Origin of the sequence: Paenibacillus sp. FSL W8-0426, assembly GCF_037969725.1 — a bacterium.
Lineage (GTDB): Bacteria > Bacillota > Bacilli > Paenibacillales > Paenibacillaceae > Paenibacillus > Paenibacillus hubeiensis.
In genome coordinates this window covers 2,679,676-2,696,765 of record NZ_CP150203.1, presented here as the reverse complement: position 1 = coordinate 2,696,765, position 17,090 = coordinate 2,679,676, and the positions used below count along the sequence as shown (strand labels likewise).

Sequence of the window (17,090 nt, the reverse complement as noted above, 5' to 3'; positions counted from 1 at the left end):
TCGAATGCATGAAGGAAGGCTTCAATAAGAGAATGTGATAAGATGTTCCATGCTGAATGCTGTTAAGGGGGCGAGTATGTTGATAAGGTTATTTAATTATAACTGGATGGTAAGAAATGAATGGTTTGAGCGATGTACGCTACTCTCAAATGAAGAATTGCTTCGTCATCGAATTGGTGGGCCAGGCAGCATTCTTTATACCCTTTTCCATATCTCAGATGTGGAATATAGCTGGATTCGTGGAATACAAGGTCAACCTGATCTCCAAGTCCAATTTGAGAGCTGCAAGTCACTGGAACAAGTAAAAGAACTTTCTCATTGTTGGATGCAAGAAACAAAGGCATTTCTGGATACTTGGTCAGATAATTTCGAATACGAAACGGTTATAGTTCCATGGACTGAAGGACGTTATACCAAAGGTGAAATACTACGCCATGTCATTGCTCACGAAATTCATCATATGGGTCAACTATCCATATGGGCAAGAGAACTCGGGATTCAACCAGTATCAGCAAATGTAATTGGCAGAGGGCTGTTTTCAAGCTGATTCATCAGCACATAGAGCGAACAACATAAAAACTCACTTTTTGTAATAGATATCCCATACAAAAAGTGAGTTTAGAGTTACACCATCCTCATAACTCGGACACCAAAACGTACATCATCATAAAAATCCACCAAGCAAAGACATGTACATCCTCACTTATTGAAACAATTGGCGGTTTTAAGAACAAATTTCCGTCTCATGCCTAGAGAAATGGCTAGGATACGCCTTAATCTTCGAATTCTACGTTGTGGTACACCTGCTGCACGTCCTCAAGGTCTTCCAGCGCATCGATCAGCTTCTCGAATTGCACTTGCGCATCCTCAGGCAGCTGCACATAGTTTTGCGCCAGCATCGTCAGCTCGGCGACCGTGAATTCGGTCACGCCCGCTGCTTTGAACGCTTCCTGCACCGCATGGAATTGGTCCGGATCGGCATATACGATCACCGCTTCGTCTTCCTCCACGATGTCACGCACGTCAACGTCCGCTTCGAGCATTATTTCGAGCACTTCCTCGGAGGTTTTGCCTTCCACGCCGATGACCGCCGTCGGATCGAACATGTAGGCAACAGAACCGCTGACGCCCATGTTGCCGCCGTTTTTGTTGAACGCGGAGCGCACTTCAGGCGCTGTACGGTTTACGTTGTTCGTCAGCGCGTCAACGATGACCATCGCTCCGTTGGGTCCGAAGCCTTCGTAACGGAGTTCTTCATAGTTTTCGTCCCCGCTGCCTTTGGCTTTTTCCATGGCGCGGTCAATGATCGCTTTTGGCACATTATATGTTTTGGCCCGTTCCAGAACCACTTTCAACGCGCGATTGGCTTCCGGGTCCGGCTCGCCCTTCTTGGCAGCCACGTAAATCTCAACGCCAAATTTGGCATACACCCGGCTCGTGTTGGCATCTTTTGAAGCTTTCTTTTCCTTGATATTATTCCACTTGCGCCCCATATCTTTTCCGCTCACTTTCAACATGTAATCTGCATTCTACTCTGTCATTATATCTTGTTAAGAGGGCTTCAACAAGTTTCTGAGGGGAAAAGATTGACCGGTAAACCGTTCTCTGTGCGGACTGTGCGGACCCGTGAACGGTAACATTCTCCGCTATCCTTTAATAAGCGCCTCCGCTCCGTCGATATATACCTCGGTCCCGGTAATGTGCCTCGCTTCGTCTGAGGCAAGATACAGCAGCAATCCGGCCACGTCCTCCGGTTTGCCGGGTTTGCGCGTCAGCGGAATGCCGTAATCGGGAATGTTGAACGGAAAGCGAATCTCAGACGTATGCTCCTCCTGCTCCTTCGACTCGAAAATGTTCGTGTCGATCATGCCGGGGCAGATTGCGTTGACGCGAATGCCGTATTGGGAAAGCTCGAGCGCGGCCATTTTAGCAAACGCCGAGATGGCTGCCTTGGACGTGCTGTAAGCCGAGAACCCGGCTTGGGCAAATTGGCGGTTGCCGCTGACGGAACTGGTGACGGTAATCGTTCCTCCGTGTTCTTTCATATAAGGGATGGCATGTTTGACCGTCTCCACCGTGCCGAGCAAATTGTTTTTCAACGTGCGCTCGAACTCGCCGGGTGGAAAATGCTCGATCGGCGAAACGGTTCCAAGAATGCCCGCATTGGCAAACACTGTGTCGATCCGTCCTCCCCAACGATCGGCTGTATGCCCGATGGCTTCCTTTAACTGATCCTCATCACGGATGTCTATCGCGTAATGGAGCGCCTCGGCACCCATTTCGTTCAGTTCGGATACCGTTTCCTCGAGCCGCTCGGCATTTCGGTCGATCAGGCTGACCTTTGCCCCTTCCCGGGCCAGACGGATGGCACCAGCCTTGCCGATTCCGGATGCTGCTCCCGTAATGATCGCGATTTTGTCCTGCATGATTTTCATGTTCATCATCTCCTGTCCCGGGGGATCATTTATTAAAGCCGCACAAATCAATCACAATAGGCCACTGCGAGTGCAGCACCATCTTCCAGCACTACTGTATCCCCGGATGTTTTCGAACCCCTTTTCAAGGGGAAAATCCGGGGATAACGCCTATGTCTCCGATGCAGCTTTCTCTCTGAAAGCTTTTAAGCGAACGTTTTGCTTCTTCGGAGTTGGTTCTGCGTCTCCGTTTTACGTGCCTACGTTTTTGCGGTCTATAATAGCTGCTCCTTTCTTCTTACCCCGTTCAGGTCGAATGAAACGAAAACATACACGCCAAAAAGCACTCCCCTCGGGAAGTGCTCATTCTCTCTTGGCTAATATTCACGTTTTATCAGGCATGGAACTGCTGTCCGTCCAATACCTCGGGCACATAGCCGGAACGGATGACAAAGTCGCCGAAATGCTCGCCTTCGCTGCGTTCCTTCGCATATCGATGGATGATCGGCGTCAACGTATCCAGAATCTCTTTTTCGCCGATGTTTTCTTTATAAAGCTTATTGAGTCGATGTCCGGTAAAACTGCCGCCCAGATACAGATTGTATTTGCCCGGAGCTTTCCCGATAAAGGCAATCTCGGCCAACATCGGGCGTGCACAGCCGTTCGGGCAGCCCGTCATGCGAATGACGATCTCTTCGTCTCTGAGGCCTGCTTCGTCCAGCACAGGCTCCAGCTTGTCGATCAGGGATGGCAAGTAGCGCTCGGACTCCGCCATAGCCAGACCGCATGTCGGAAGGGCCACGCAAGCCATCGAGCTGCGGCGCAAAGCGGAGTAATGCGCTCCATCCGTCAAGTTGTACTGCTCCATCAACGCTTCGATCTTTTTTTTCTTTTGGCTCGAGATATTGCCAATGATCAAGTTCTGATTCGCGGTCAGACGGAAATCGCCGGTATGGACTTTGGCAATTTCCCGCAATCCCGTCATCAGCGGGTAACCTTCAAAATCTTTGACGCGGCCGTTTTGGATGAACAGGGTGTAATGCCAGCGGCCATTGCTTCCTTTAACCCAGCCGTAACGGTCACCGTTATGCTCGAAATGGAATTCGCGCGCAGGCTCCAGTTCCCAGCCAAGACGGTTATGCAATTCCTCCACGAACCAAGCGAGGCCACGATCGTCGATCGTATATTTGAAGCGTGCATGCTTGCGCACCGCACGGTCGCCGTAATCCCGCTGGATCGTGACCGTTTTCTCCGCCACGTCGATCATTTTCTCCGGCGTGATGAAGCCGATCACCTTCGACACTTGCGGATACGTTTTGGAATCGCCGTGGGTCATGCCCATGCCGCCGCCGACTGCCACATTGAAGCCCTGCAGTTTGCCGTTCTCCACGATGGCGATAAAACCTAAATCCTGGGAAAAAACGTCCACGTCATTGGACGGCGGCACGGCAATGCCGATCTTGAATTTGCGCGGCAGGTAAACTTTGCCGTAGATCGGTTCAACCTCCTCGTCATTGTCGCGCGAATCGATGATTTTCTCGCCGTCCAGCCAGAGCTCGTGGTAAGCCCGCGTACGCGGATCGAGATGGTTGCTCACCTGGCAAGCCCATTCATACACTTCGGCATGAACGTCGGATTGGTTTGGATTCGGATTGCACATAACGTTGCGGTTGACGTCGCCGCATGCAGCCAACGTGCTGAGCAGGGCGTCGTTCACTTCACGAATCGTGGGCTTCAAATTCCATTTCAGCACGCCGTGCAGCTGAAAGGATTGACGCGTCGTCAACCGAATCGTGCCGTTCCCGTACTTTTGGGAAACCCGGTCCATCATAAGCCATTGCTCAGGCGTTACGATACCGCCCGACGCTCGCACGCGCAGCATGAACTGGTACGCAGGCTCCAGTTTGGATTTGTTTCGTTCGTTGCGCAGATCGCGATCGTCCTGCATGTAGCTGCCGTGGTGTTTCATCAAACGGTTGTCGTCTTCGGGAATGGAGCCGGTGATCCGGTCTGCCAGCGTTTCGGTCAAACTTCCGCGCAAATAGTTGCTCTTGATCTTTATGTCTTCCACATCGCTGTTTTGGCGCTGCGGGTTGAGTAAATTGTTATAAGCCATACCGCTTTCTCCTCTCGCTACTTCGGGATCCGTTTCCGTCAAACTGCACTGCGGATTAATACACGTCCCGCTGATAACGTTTTTCTTGCTGCAAACGTGTCAGGTACTCCGAAGCCTCTTCTTCCGTCAAACCGCCCTCCTGCTGAATGATGGTCGCCAGGGCATGATGGACGTCATGGGCCATTCTTTTCTCGTCGCCGCACACGTACACATGAGCGCCTTCCAACAGCCATTGATACAATTCCTTGCTGTGTTCCAACATCCGGTGCTGCACGTATACCTTCTGCTCGGTATCACGCGAGAAGGCTACGTCCATGCGTGACAGCACGCCATCCTTCAACCAGCGCTGCCATTCCGTCTGGTACAGGAAGTCCGTTGCAAAATGCTGGTCGCCGTAGAACAGCCATGTTTTGCCCTCGGCGCCCGTTTCCTCGCGTTCTCCGAGGAATGCCCGGAATGGCGCCACGCCCGTGCCCGGTCCGATCATGATCACAGGCGCATCGGGATTGGCGGGAAGTTTGAAGTTCGGATTATGCTGAACGAAGATGGGCAAGCTGTCTCCGGCTTCAATCCGTTCGGCCAAGTGTACGGAACATACGCCATAACGCTCACGGCCGCGCGACTCATAACGTACGGTTCGCACGGTCAGATGCACTTCGTCCGGAGATGATTTCAGGCTGCTGGCAATCGAGTACAAGCGGGCCGGAATTTTCCGCAGCACGGCCAAGAATGAAGCTGCCGGGATGCCGGCAAGTTGATAGTCCTGCACGAGATCAAGCAGGTCGCAGCTATGCATGACCTTGCGGAACTCCGATTCATCCGCCAGCAGCCCGGACAGGCCGCTCTCGGGCTTCAGCTTCGCCAGCTGCTCTACAACCGGCTTGGTAACGGCTGTTATTTCAAAAACTCGCAGCAATGCTTCGCGGACGGAAGCCTGATCTCCATTTTTGTTCACCTGTACAAGCTCGCCCCCATTCCAATCCATCGCTGCGATCAGCTCATCCACGAGACGCGGGTGATTTTCCGGAAATACGCCGAGGCTGTCGCCAGGCTCATACTGCAGGTTGGACCCTTCAAGCGATAACTCGATATGGCGGGTCTCCCGATCGGATCCTCTGCCGTTCAGGTTGAGGTTCTCAAGCACTTCTGCCTTGAAAGGGTTCGTGCGGCTGTACTCCGACTCCACGTTGCTTGCAAGCGGATTCGCAGCTGCATTGGCGCTGCTAACCGCCCCGGCCGAAGCATTTCCGAGCGATGCAGCCACTTCTTCGATCCACGCCGCAGCAGGTTCATCGAAATCGACGTCGCAGTCCGCGCGCGGCACAAGCACCGTCCCTCCCAGTTCCTGAAGACGCTGGTCGAAGTCTTTGCCGGTCTGGCAGAAAAATTCGTATGAAGTATCTCCAAGCGCCAATACGGAATATTGCAATCCGTCGAGCTTGGGTGCCCGTTTGCTGAACAGGAATTCATGGAACGCAATGGCATTGTCCGGCGGCTCGCCTTCGCCATGCGTGCTGACCACGATGAGGAGATTATTGATTTTTTTGAGTCCGTTCGGTTTGAAATCCCCCATGGAGGACAAGGTTACCTGAAGGTTCTGCCCTTCGAGCCTTTTGGCGAGCTTTTTCGCCAGGCTGCTTGAATTCCCCGTTTGCGAACCGTAAAGAACCGTTACTTCCTTCGGTACTGCAGGTACGCTTTCAGGCGCTGCGGCCGCCGATCCCGACGCTGCCAACTGCTGCGGTGCCGCCGGAACCGATGCTGCTGCACTGCCGAACGATGCCGTAAGATATCCGCTCAGCCAGATCCGTTGTCCTTCGTTTAAGGTAGGAAGCAGGCGGTTGAGCAGCTCAACCTGTTCCTGAGTAAAAGGGCTGTTTGTCACTTGAAGTTCCACCATTTGCCACCTCGCGCATTGCTTCAATTTTAATTCCTACTAAAAAGATCACATTTATTTCTGATATTAAGAACCTAACACACCCGCTGTTGGCGGTCAATTTCAAACCTTTTATACCATTTATCAGTTTCGCTGATAAACGACAAAAAACCGCAAATTCATGCTTGATGATTTTTACAACGCCAAGAGGCTTATTCCAGCCTGCAATCAGGTTGAAATAAGCCTTAGGCATTCCGTTTGCCGCGTTACTTAGGCCATACCAGCTCATTCATCATCGCATACAGTAACACCGCCGACTCGGCACGCGTAGCTGCAGCCAAAGGTTTGACCTCGCCGTTATAACCACCAACGACGCCAAGCTGCACAAGCGTTGCAACACTTTGCCCGGCATAAGGACGGATCATATGCGCATCGTGGAAACGTGTCAGGACGTTCTCTGTTTCTACTGAACCCGGTTGAAGCAGTCCAGCCGTTTCAAGCGCTCTTACCGTCAGAGTCATCATTTCCTGCCGGGTAATGGCTGCCTCTGGCAAGAAACGCCCGTTGCCGGTACCGGTGGCAATGCCGAGCGAACGCGCAGTTCCAACCGCCTCGTAATACGGGGCGTCTGCCTTCACATCGGAGAATTCGTCGCCCGCTGGGGCATCCAAACCAAGCGCCGCGACCAGCCATTGCACGTATTGACCACGCGTCATATCCTGTTTCGGCTGCAGATGCCCTGCATCATCAGTTCCATCTGCATGGATGATTCCGCGTGCAGCCAGCGCATGGATCGCTGTTCGGGCCCATGGAACGCTTCCCACGTCGGCAAATGTGCTCTCCACCCGTGCTACGGCATATTCTCCTGCACCTGATGAAGTGGTGAATACAACCTCGCCGCTCTGCTCGTCATATCGGCTTTGTGGCAGCGGTGCTGCCACTCCGTCCGCCCCGATCTTGAACGCAACAATGGCGTCAGGGTGCGCGCCTTGCAGCTTCCCATAAGGCATTCGAAGCGTCAAGACACTAGTAGATGGCCAAACTTCTCCATTCACGTCAAGATCCAGTCGCAGCCCCTGTTGTGTGCCAAGCTGCCGTGCAGTCGGCTTCGCCAATGTTGTTTGCGTTAACCGCACCGTTACGATATCGCCGTCTGCAGCAACGTTTTTGCGCAAATCGGTCGGAAGCTCCAGCGACCCCAAAGCGGTCACGATCAAGATCCGGCGGGCCTTGCCGTCATCCACCAGCGAGGCGGCAGGCAGACGGAGCTCATATGCACCGGCCTCTGCACTCGCTTTCAAGCGAAGCTCCACCAGCGGTCTGTTCGAAGCTGCGGCAGGCACTGCCGCAAAAGCCGCTTCCATTGCGGATTCTTTCACCTCTGCTTGCGCGACGCCATCCTTGCCGGTCTCGGCCTTCACTTCAAGAAGAGCCCTGTCTTTTTGCGGTTGAGGTACCAAACGGTCTCCTGACGTGTTCGAGCTGCCGTTTTGACCTCCCGTGCCACCCGAAGTTCCGCCAGAGCTGCCGCCCGCACTTCCTCCTGTGCCGCCGCTTGAACCGTCGCTTCCCGTACCTCCGGATGAAGAAGCCTGTGCAGGCACTTTGACGATAAGAGGTACCGTCAATGCCTTGCTGTCGTCAGAGATGCGTGTAATCTCCAATTCCAACGTGACCGTAGCTTCCTCGGATGGCGGCACGATCGTGCCATCGACACGTACAACGTCCGGCAGCGAACTCGAAGCGATCGCAATCCTGAACCCTTTCGGAACGGTCGGCAGCTTCAATGTTTTCGCGCCTTTGGCGGGCTGCTCCAGTGCTGTGATGGAAGCGGCGACTTCCTCGGCAGTGAGCTCCACCGTCTCCGTTTCGCAGGCCGTCGATAAACCGCCCAGTGATCCTCCCACCGCATCGAGCGCTTCCACTTTATAATAGTAATGCGTACCCGGCGTCAGTTCGCGATCCGTATATTGCCGCAAACTCCCGTTATAAACGATGCTGTACTCCCCGTCTTCACGCTCTGAACGATAAAGCTTGTAACCCGCCGCCCCAAGACGGGCATCCCAGTGGAGCGTAACGTCTGTTCCCGTCACCGCTTCGGCTCGCAACCCGGCGCTTTCGTCCACGGAAGGTGCCATGTCCGGTTTGGCGATGACGATCCAACTGATCAGCGGATCCTGCGCTGCCGTATTGCGTACCGTCAGTTCCAGCTTGTTGTTCGAAACGGCAATGCCTCGATGAGCCCTCACACTGGATGGCGTATACGTGACTGCACCGGTATTCTCTCCATTAATATAGAAATTGGCTCGGCGCGACGTGTTTGTCCATGGATCATTGAATCCGGCATAGATATCGTATGTTCCGTTCGGTACGTCAAAGCGATAAGTCAGATCCGTGCCTTTGGGCGAATTGGTCACATTGCCGCCGTTCAAATAACGCACGGTCGAAAATATGTCTCCACCATTCGAACCGGAAGGCAGCGCATCCGCGCTGACATATCCCCAGTCGCGTCCCTCGCCCGGCGCATACATCTGGTCCGCCGTTCCCGGGTTGGCCAGCGTTCCTTTCATATAAGCACCCATCAATTTGTAATCGGCTGTCTCGTAACCCCCGCTATTGACAAAATAAAGGGCATTCTCGGGGACGACGTATACGCGCACCGCCTGTTTTTTGTTGCCGAACTCCGGCGTCCTCACCTGTAACGTGAGCGGACCCGGCTTCGCAAAATCTTCGGCCGTCATCACACGGTCGTTCACCGTCCAGACCGCTGGCGTCGGCACCAAGGTTTCTCCGTCGCGCACATTAACGGTTGTTGGCAACGCGGGAACCTTGCCGAGCGGTACTGCTTCCGGCAGCGGATCTGTAATATCCACCTTCCCCATCGAATTCAGCAAATCAGGCGTCCAACTGTCATACCACCGGATCGCGATATCGGAACCTATTCCGAATTCGATCGGCAGGAATACGTATTTGGCCCCGTCATTAGAGAAATTTCCGCCGTTCCATGTATCGCCCACATAAATGAATTTGCCCTTGGCCGGATCCACCGGAATCACTGACGTGGACTGCGTGCCAAACGCTTTGCCCGGATCAGGGTCGCTAGGCAGCGTGCGCACGAACGGATTCGTCATCGTAGACCACGGCCCGAAAATGTTGTCCGCTACGGTCACCTTGTTTTCGTTCGGCGACCAGCCGGTTGCGCCGGAGGTCAGCATATAATATTTGCCCTGATATTTGAACATGGCCGGAGCTTCGCGCTGTCCGCCAGGAAATACGCGCACGTAGTCTACACCGTATTCAGCCTGATAGGTAGAATCGCGCACGGGATTGCCTTTCTCGTCGGTCAACCCTTGCTTGTGCCATCCCGTGACGTCGCTGTAGTCATCCGTCAATTTGGAAATATACAACGTCAGATTTTCCTCGCTGGAGTAAATCAGGTATGCGGTACCGTCGTCGTCCTTAAACAAGTTCATGTCTCGTGCCATGCCCGGATTGCCTGGTTGGTAATCCTTCTCCCCTTCGGGAGCGCGATCCATCCGGTAACTCTTCTGGTAGACGAACGGACCCGTCGGCGAATCGCTGATGGCATAACCAGCCTGCGCCTTGCCGTAGTTGGCGTTGTCGTTGTAAGGGTCCTTGTCTCCGTCCATGTGGGCCCACATGACGTATTTTTTCGTTTTGTCGTTGTAAATGACCTTTGGCCGCTCGATGATCCGGCCTCTGCGGATATCGGCCCAGATATCCACCCTGTCTTCACGGCCCGCGTACAGTTCCGAGATCAGCGGATCGTTGTCGAAGTCGTCCATGGATCGGATCATCGTGAGCGCCATTCCCTCATCCGTCCAGTTCATCAAGTCTGTCGACGAATATACGCGAATTCCCGTCGCCGGCCATCCTCCCGTGTGGTATTCGCCGTACCAGTAATACTTCTCCGTTTGCTCATCGTAAAAGAACCCGGCGCCATGGGCATCGATCGCCTTGCCGCCCAGGTCCGGCCATAATTGGCCTGGCGTAAAGCTCGTGCGAATCGTGGCGGCCCCAAGCGGCGTCGAAACCGGGGAAACAACGCCGTCAACTTCCGCCTGAATGTTGTAAAAATAACCGGTCCCCATCGATAATTTACTGTCCGTAAACGCAGTGTCGCCACCGCGATACACCTGTTGGAACGTGCCTGTTGCACTTGTTGCTCTGGACACCGTATAAGTCACGTTCGAACCGGGTAGAACGTCCCAACGAAGAGAAATCGACGTATCCGTCACATCCGAAACGGCAAAACCGGTCGGGGAGTTGATATCATACGTTCTCGCTTCCGTTGTTGCAGGCGCGGATTCCCCGGCTGCGTTATACGCGGTGACGCGATAGCTGTAGCTGCTGCCAGGCTCCAGACCTTGATCCGTGTAACTGAGCGAAGTCCCCTCAACCACCTGCTCGTATGATTCGCTGCCAAGCAAAGCACGTGATACACGGTAGCCGGTCGCCTTGTCTGCCGCAGACCATGACAGCTTTACGCTGGTGGCATCGAGCCCGACCGCCGTCAAGTTGCCAGGTGCCTGCGGCGCCGTGGCTGCCGTCCGAACCTCCAATGGCGAAGACCACAACGATTCTGTTAAGCCGCCATATTCGTAAGCCACTTTGTAGTAATAGTTCGTATCCGTGCTTAATCCCTCATCCACATAACCCGGAGACATTGTGCTTGCCACAAAGGAATAACCGCTGTCCGGCAATGTGGAACGATACAGGCGATAACCGCCGGTCGCGCCTTCCGCTTCCGTCCATTGCAGCGATACCGAGGAGGCCGTCTGCTCGGCGGCAGTCAGCGCAATGTCATTGGCGGGCGGCGGCTCGGCGACGATAACATCGTCGACCTGCACCGTCTGCCACTTGTTGCGAATGCCGACCGTACCGGCGGCATATGTATCGTCCGCAAGATCAAAGACGAGCCGATCGGCTCCGTTTTCCGTAATATAGGCCCGAATGGACGTGCCCGACAGCACCAGCTTGAGCGTGTACCACGTGTTTTTGGCAAAAGTGAAATCCGCCGTTTTCAACGTGGTATCCGTGCCGTTCACCCGCTTGGAAAACACAAGTTTGTTGGCAGGCACCTGCATTTGAAAATAATAAAAATGGTTCTTGTCCTGAAAACGCGGCAAAATGCCTGGATATCCCTGCCCCGCCCCCGTATAAACACTTGTGGTCACGGTCATGTCGGACATCCTATCACCAGTCGAAATGATGCCTTCCCCGGTATCGCTCTGATAGAGCGTGTTGTTGGAACCATCGAGCGGATCGGCAGCTATGCTCCAATTTCCTGAACTCACGATCCACTCAGGCGACACGGTATAATCCCCATCCGAAAAGTCATCCTGCAGCAGTATTGCGGGCATGCGGTCCACATCGGCAAAAACCTGGCCTGGCAGCATCCACGGTCCCGAAGACAGTGCCAATGAAGCCGCCAACACGAATGTAATCGGTTTCTTCAATGAGTTCAAATCCGTATCTCTCCTTTGCCTCGGAAGATCAAAACATGGATATAAGGGCACGGTGCTGTTTCCGGCCTGTGTTCAACACTCAAGCGCGCCAAGGGCGAGGGTCCGATCACCTCCCAGTTTCATGAAACCGGTTTCATTTAGGCGCAAAAAAAACCTGTCTCCCATACTAGTAGCAATGTGCAAATAATAATTATCCGCCTTTTCCTTGCGCCTATATCGTGAAACAGGTTTCATTTTTATGCAAATGTAAGTGCTTTCCTGAATTATAGTATCGGCAAAACGAAGCTGTCAATCATTATTTCCATGCCAACATATTTCGTCACACCAGGCGAAAAAGCACGTATTACGCGGAAGTTCATCCGTGCAATGCGTGCTTTTCATTTCATCTTTGAGCATCTCTACGCCATGGTGTATTTGTATTATTCATCCAGCCCTTGAGGCGATGAGATCCTCCCCTCGCTTCACTGATATGCCGAGCGGCTTCCGGACTTAAAATACTTTCGTCGTCCACGATTCGCAGTTCCACGTATCCGTCACGACGTCGCGGTAAAATTCCGGTTCGTGGGAAATCAGCAGAATGCTGCCTTTATAGGCTTTCAGCGCGCGTTTGAGTTCATCCTTCGCATCCACGTCCAGATGGTTCGTCGGCTCGTCGAGCACGAGCAGGTTCGTTTCGTTGTTGATCAGCTTGCACAGGCGTACTTTCGCCTTTTCGCCACCGCTCAGCACCGCAACCTTGCTCTCGATATGTTTGGTCGTCAAACCGCATTTGGCCAGAGCCGCACGCACCTCAAATTGCGTGAAGGACGGGAACTCCTGCCAAATTTCCTCGATGCATGTGTTATAGTTCGCTTCTTTGATCTCTTGTTGGAAATAACCGATTTCCAGCAAGTCGCCGCGCTGCACCGTTCCGTCCAGCGCCGGGATTTCGCCCAAAATGCTGCGCATGAGCGTTGTTTTACCGATCCCGTTCGCACCGACGAGCGCAATTTTTTGTCCACGTTCCATACGCAGATCAAGCGGTCTGGACAATGGCTCGTTGTACCCGATCACCAAGCCTTTGGTTTCGAAAATCAGTTTGCCCGACGTTCTCGCTTCGCGGAAATTAAACTGCGGTTTCGGCTTCTCGGCCGCCAGCTCGATGACTTCCATCTTGTCGAGCTTCTTTTGTCTGGACATCGCCATATTGCGCGTTGCCACGCTCGCCTTGTTCCGGGCCACGAAATCCTTGAGGTCGGCAATTTCCTGCTGTTGGCGTTTGTACGCCGATTCGAGCTGCTGCTTTTTCATCTCGTAAACTTCCTGGAAGTGGTCATAATCGCCCACATAACGGGTCAAATCCTGATTTTCCATATGATAGATCAGGTTGATGACGCTGTTCAGGAACGGAATATCGTGAGAGATGAGGATAAACGCATTCTCGTAATCCTGCAGATAACGTTTCAGCCATTCGATATGCTGTTCATCCAGATAGTTCGTCGGCTCGTCAAGCAGCAAAATATCGGGTTTTTCGAGCAAAAGCTTGGCCAGCAGCACCTTCGTGCGTTGTCCGCCACTCAGATCGTTAACGTCCTTGTCCAGGCCGATGTCGGTCAGACCCAGTCCTCGGGCGGTCTCATCCACCTTGGCATCAATCAAGTAAAAATCCTGATTGGTCAGCGTATCCTGAATCGTGCCGACGTCTTCGAGCAGTTGCTCCAGTTCCTCGGGAGTCACATCTCCCATTTTGCCGTACATGTCGTTCATCTCCTGCTCCATGTCGAACAGGTATTGGAACGCGCTGCGCAGCACGTCGCGGATCGACTGTCCTTTGCTGAGCACGGCATGCTGGTCCAGATAACCGACGCGCATGCGCTTGGACCATTCCACTTTACCTTCATCCGGCTGCAGCTTGCCCGTAATGATATTCATGAAGGTGGATTTCCCTTCACCGTTGGCCCCGATCAAACCGATATGCTCACCCTTGAGCAGACGGAACGATACATTGTTAAAGATGGCACGGTCGCCAAAACCGTGACTCAATTTTTCCACGTTTAATATACTCATCATGACACCTTTTCTATATAGACTTATTCTTGTATATTATAAGCGTTATGGGCCGCTCAACTCAATGGCAACTTCAAATGGCAAGCTTGTCGAGAATCGCGCCGTTCCCTCCACCTTCATCACCGTGAAATTCCTCTGCCCATTTGCCTAAATCATCGGAATCCGTTAAAATTTTTCTTTGTATACGTTAAGCTGTCACTGGAACAATAAATAAGGTGTATACACACTAATACAGAACGGAGCTCTTCTGAACGAGCATCAGGTGAAAAGCAATGATTGAAGTAAAACGTTCCCCCATTGGAGGAAGCGGAGAATTTAACCGCGGCGTATTCGCCACGGAGGACATTCCAAAAGGAAAGCTGATCCATCAGGCGCCGGTCGTTGCCTATCCGAATGAAGATCACCATCACATCGATGAGACCATACTCGGAGATTACGTATTCGAGTACGGCACGAACCATACTGCGATGTTGCTGGGTTACGGCAGTTTGATTAACCACTCCTATGAACCCAACGCGACTTATGTCATCAATTTCGACAATCATTCCTTCGATTTCTACGCTTATCGGGATATTCGGGCGGGCGAAGAAGTGTTGATCAACTACAATGGCGATGAAACTAACATGGACCCGCTATGGTTTCTCGATGATTACGAAGAACGCATGCAGCAGTTGAATCAAGCCGAGCAAGCTGCCGAGCGCGAAAAAAACGCTGAATGACGGCCTTCTGAACCCGGGAAAGGGCGGAAAGTCCGGACAGCACAAAGCCCACATGAACCTCAGAGAAGACAGGCGGAATCGTACGATGATTCCTCGCCTGTCTTCTTTCGTGTACCGTCTGTGCACCTATATCAAACGGAGGGTTCTACTCCTCGATCGGCGGATCAGCATGCAAGTCCACGTCCGGTGCCGTCTGCTTCCAGCGGAGGAATTCCACGCTGAAGCCGGCACGTTTCGGAGAGCATAGAAAAGGCCCCGCCTGTTTGCCTGTCGCATAGGCAAACCGCGCAACCCGGATCGTGCGCCATGGATGCTTGTCTGTTCTCGCGCGTATAATGACGGCATCGTTGCTCCAGGAAGCCCGGATCGTTACAATTTGACCTGCCCACTCGGGCACAGGAGATAACGACCAGTCGGAAAAATGGTCTGTCACCACCACCGCTGCATGGGGTACGCCGTCGTTGACCTCAATGCCCGCTTTGATCCACTGATGCTGGTCATGCCACAACATCAAGCCCGCCTGATCATACAATTCGGTAAACGATTTTAAGTCAAAGGATACCTCGACGGCACGGTCTCCGTCCCATGCGGCAAGTAAAGCATGGCCATTCCGGTGGCAAAAGCCGTAAAACGTGTTTTCCCAAAAGTCGCTTCCCTCTGCCGCCTCGACGATCAGCCGATCGGATTGCAGAGCCCAAGATGCGGGCTCCCTTGTCCAGGCTGCTTCCGGCCATTGCCCAAAATGATCCATTGACATATGTACATCATCCCTTCAATCGACTTCCGGCATTTCTGCCCAACATCCCAAGTTCAGTATACCATCCATCCAATGTTCTGCGCGCATGTGTGCATCAACGTGATGCGGCTGCCTTTGACAGGAATGGTATACTATAGATATAGTTAGTTTTACATTGTTGAAAGTAAAACATTTCGATTCCGATCCAAAGGAGCGTGGCAATATGCGCATATCCATTACCGATCTTGCTGCAGAGCGCCTGACCGCAGGCCTCGGAGAGCAGCCGGGTTATTTCAAGCTTTTTTATGATACCGAAAATTGCGGATGCAACGGCGTGCTCGTCATCGACATCGTAGACCAGCCTGGAGCATTGGATGAACCCGTCGAAACGAATCTGGGCACATTCTACGTGGACCCCAAACAACAGCTTAACCTGGAGGAGAGCATGAAGCTGGATACCGAGCCCAACTATCCTTCGTTCAAGCTCAGCAGCGACTCAGGGGTGCTTAACGGCAACCTTCGCGTACGGGACGCTCGTGCCAGCGCGGTTGGAACGCCCGCAGCCATGAATGCCTGTGCCTTGCCATCCAGCAGATGATCTTTCTGCCAGCCATTGGCCTAGCCCATAACGAAACGGCTTTTGCGGCGACGCAGGGCCGTTTTTTTATTTTCACACATTTTGTTTACAAGTCGGAAACATTTGGAGAAACTATTGACATCATCCTCTAGTATACTCGGTTTATAGATTGATAGAACCGAGGAGGATGCAGCATGACCACATCAATGAATCGCACACGCAAACATAAATCCATCATCTCCGCCATTCTGGCCGGATCCGTCATTGCCGGGGCGGCACTCGCCGCCGTACCTTTCACGTTCGGCACGGCAGCAGAAGCTGCGAGCTCCAGCTTTGCCCAATTCCTGCACGACAATGCACCATCCCGCACGATCAAAACAGACGGCAACGGCAAAGCCACGGTAACCAATCTCACGAGCACCGTCGTGCTGGTCAACAAAAATAGAAACCTGCCGGCAAGCTATGAACCGAAGGATCTCGTCGTGCCGAACATCCCGTTCAGCTTCTCCGGCTCCAGCCCGAAAAAGCAGATGCGAAAAGCAGCCGCCACCGCGCTGGAGAAGCTGTTCGCAGCGGCCAAAAAAGACGGCATCGATATCAAAGCCGTGTCCGGCTACCGTTCCTATGCCACGCAAAAATCGATTTTTGAACGCAATGCCAGCATCAAAGGCGAAGCCGTGGCCAACAAAACCAGCGCCCGCCCTGGACAAAGCGAACACCAGACCGGGCTCGCGATGGACATTTCCAGCGCATCCGCAGGTTACGACCTGCAGCAAAGCTTCGGCAGCACCAAAGAAGGCAAATGGCTGAAAGCCAATGCCCCGAAATACGGCTTTATTATCCGCTACGGCAAGGATCAGGAAAAACTGACCGGATACGCGTATGAGCCATGGCATGTCCGCTACGTCGGCGTATACATCGCAGGCGAAATGACGAAACAGAACCTCACGCTGGAGCAATATTTGGAGCGTGCCAAGTAAAAGTGACTGTGAATCAAGTACTTTTCTCGGTGAATAGAAATGATCCTATGATGGTCTGATCGTTACCACAAAAAAAAAGGGAGAGAAAGGTCGGCGATCCGCCTTCCTGCTCTCCTGCAACGCTTCTTTTGACAGAG

The 17,090-nt window shown here is 53.0% G+C and carries 12 protein-coding genes; 4 read left to right on the top strand and 8 right to left on the bottom strand.

The window, feature by feature from the left end; all coding sequences use genetic code 11:
- The first annotated feature begins 79 nt into the window (after window positions 1-79).
- Window positions 80-547: a DinB family protein gene (locus MKY59_RS12440; protein WP_339278379.1), complete on the top strand. Its 468-nt coding sequence runs from the start codon at window positions 80-82 to the stop codon at window positions 545-547.
- Between the two features lie 226 nt (window positions 548-773).
- On the opposite strand, the gene MKY59_RS12435 is transcribed toward MKY59_RS12440, so the two are convergent.
- From MKY59_RS12435 to MKY59_RS12405, 7 genes are all read right to left on the bottom strand, one after another.
- Window positions 774-1,493 (bottom strand): YebC/PmpR family DNA-binding transcriptional regulator, encoded by a 720-nt coding sequence (locus MKY59_RS12435; RefSeq protein WP_236419653.1) that lies wholly within the window; start codon window positions 1,491-1,493, stop codon window positions 774-776.
- A gap of 153 nt (window positions 1,494-1,646) precedes the next feature.
- On the bottom strand, window positions 1,647-2,435 hold the full coding sequence (locus tag MKY59_RS12430) for an SDR family NAD(P)-dependent oxidoreductase (RefSeq protein ID WP_339277857.1): 789 nt from the start codon (window positions 2,433-2,435) through the stop codon (window positions 1,647-1,649).
- Between the two features lie 373 nt (window positions 2,436-2,808).
- Window positions 2,809-4,530: an assimilatory sulfite reductase (NADPH) hemoprotein subunit gene (gene cysI, locus MKY59_RS12425; protein WP_236419582.1), complete on the bottom strand. Its 1,722-nt coding sequence runs from the start codon at window positions 4,528-4,530 to the stop codon at window positions 2,809-2,811.
- A gap of 55 nt (window positions 4,531-4,585) precedes the next feature.
- Window positions 4,586-6,427 (bottom strand): assimilatory sulfite reductase (NADPH) flavoprotein subunit, encoded by a 1,842-nt coding sequence (locus MKY59_RS12420; protein WP_339277856.1) that lies wholly within the window; start codon window positions 6,425-6,427, stop codon window positions 4,586-4,588.
- Window positions 6,381-6,659, bottom strand: coding sequence for a hypothetical protein (locus tag MKY59_RS12415; RefSeq protein WP_339277855.1), 279 nt, complete (start codon window positions 6,657-6,659; stop codon window positions 6,381-6,383). The genes MKY59_RS12420 and MKY59_RS12415 overlap by 47 nt, the downstream gene beginning before the upstream one ends.
- Before the next feature lie 13 nt (window positions 6,660-6,672).
- Entirely contained in the window at window positions 6,673-11,895 is a 5,223-nt protein-coding gene (locus tag MKY59_RS12410) for a fibronectin type III domain-containing protein (protein WP_339277854.1), read from the bottom strand.
- Between the two features lie 489 nt (window positions 11,896-12,384).
- Window positions 12,385-13,941, bottom strand: coding sequence for an ABC-F family ATP-binding cassette domain-containing protein (locus MKY59_RS12405; RefSeq protein ID WP_236419650.1), 1,557 nt, complete (start codon window positions 13,939-13,941; stop codon window positions 12,385-12,387).
- 272 nt (window positions 13,942-14,213) lie between these two features.
- Between MKY59_RS12405 and MKY59_RS12400 the strand changes: the two genes are divergently transcribed.
- A complete protein-coding gene (locus MKY59_RS12400; RefSeq protein WP_236419576.1) occupies window positions 14,214-14,660 on the top strand; it encodes an SET domain-containing protein in 447 nt (148 codons plus the stop codon).
- A 145-nt stretch (window positions 14,661-14,805) separates the two neighbouring features.
- On the opposite strand, the gene MKY59_RS12395 is transcribed toward MKY59_RS12400, so the two are convergent.
- The gene (locus MKY59_RS12395) at window positions 14,806-15,417 is read right to left on the bottom strand and encodes a DUF1349 domain-containing protein (RefSeq protein ID WP_339277853.1); all 612 of its coding nucleotides are present in this window, start codon (window positions 15,415-15,417) and stop codon (window positions 14,806-14,808) included.
- 202 nt (window positions 15,418-15,619) lie between these two features.
- Here MKY59_RS12395 and MKY59_RS12390 point away from each other — a divergent pair, with 202 nt between their 5' ends.
- Together MKY59_RS12390 and MKY59_RS12385 are read left to right on the top strand one after the other, a co-directional pair.
- The gene (locus tag MKY59_RS12390; protein ID WP_236419572.1) at window positions 15,620-15,994 is read left to right on the top strand and encodes an iron-sulfur cluster biosynthesis family protein; all 375 of its coding nucleotides are present in this window, start codon (window positions 15,620-15,622) and stop codon (window positions 15,992-15,994) included.
- Window positions 15,995-16,167: 173 nt separating this feature from the next.
- Entirely contained in the window at window positions 16,168-16,953 is a 786-nt protein-coding gene (locus MKY59_RS12385) for a M15 family metallopeptidase (protein ID WP_339277852.1), read from the top strand.
- Window positions 16,954-17,090: the final 137 nt, after the last annotated feature.

Excerpts from the sequence above, each read along its gene's own strand:
- MKY59_RS12395 (WP_339277853.1), bottom strand. The coding sequence starts at position 15,417 with ATGTCAATGGATCATTTTGGGCAATGGCCGGAAGCAGCCTGGACAAGG.
- MKY59_RS12385 (WP_339277852.1), top strand. The coding sequence starts at position 16,168 with ATGACCACATCAATGAATCGCACACGCAAACATAAATCCATCATCTCC.
- MKY59_RS12415 (WP_339277855.1), bottom strand. The coding sequence starts at position 6,659 with ATGCCTAAGGCTTATTTCAACCTGATTGCAGGCTGGAATAAGCCTCTT.
- cysI (WP_236419582.1), bottom strand. The coding sequence starts at position 4,530 with ATGGCTTATAACAATTTACTCAACCCGCAGCGCCAAAACAGCGATGTG.
- MKY59_RS12405 (WP_236419650.1), bottom strand. The coding sequence starts at position 13,941 with ATGAGTATATTAAACGTGGAAAAATTGAGTCACGGTTTTGGCGACCGT.
- MKY59_RS12400 (WP_236419576.1), top strand. The coding sequence starts at position 14,214 with ATGATTGAAGTAAAACGTTCCCCCATTGGAGGAAGCGGAGAATTTAAC.
- MKY59_RS12390 (WP_236419572.1), top strand. The coding sequence starts at position 15,620 with ATGCGCATATCCATTACCGATCTTGCTGCAGAGCGCCTGACCGCAGGC.
- MKY59_RS12435 (WP_236419653.1), bottom strand. The coding sequence starts at position 1,493 with ATGGGGCGCAAGTGGAATAATATCAAGGAAAAGAAAGCTTCAAAAGAT.
- MKY59_RS12430 (WP_339277857.1), bottom strand. The coding sequence starts at position 2,435 with ATGAAAATCATGCAGGACAAAATCGCGATCATTACGGGAGCAGCATCC.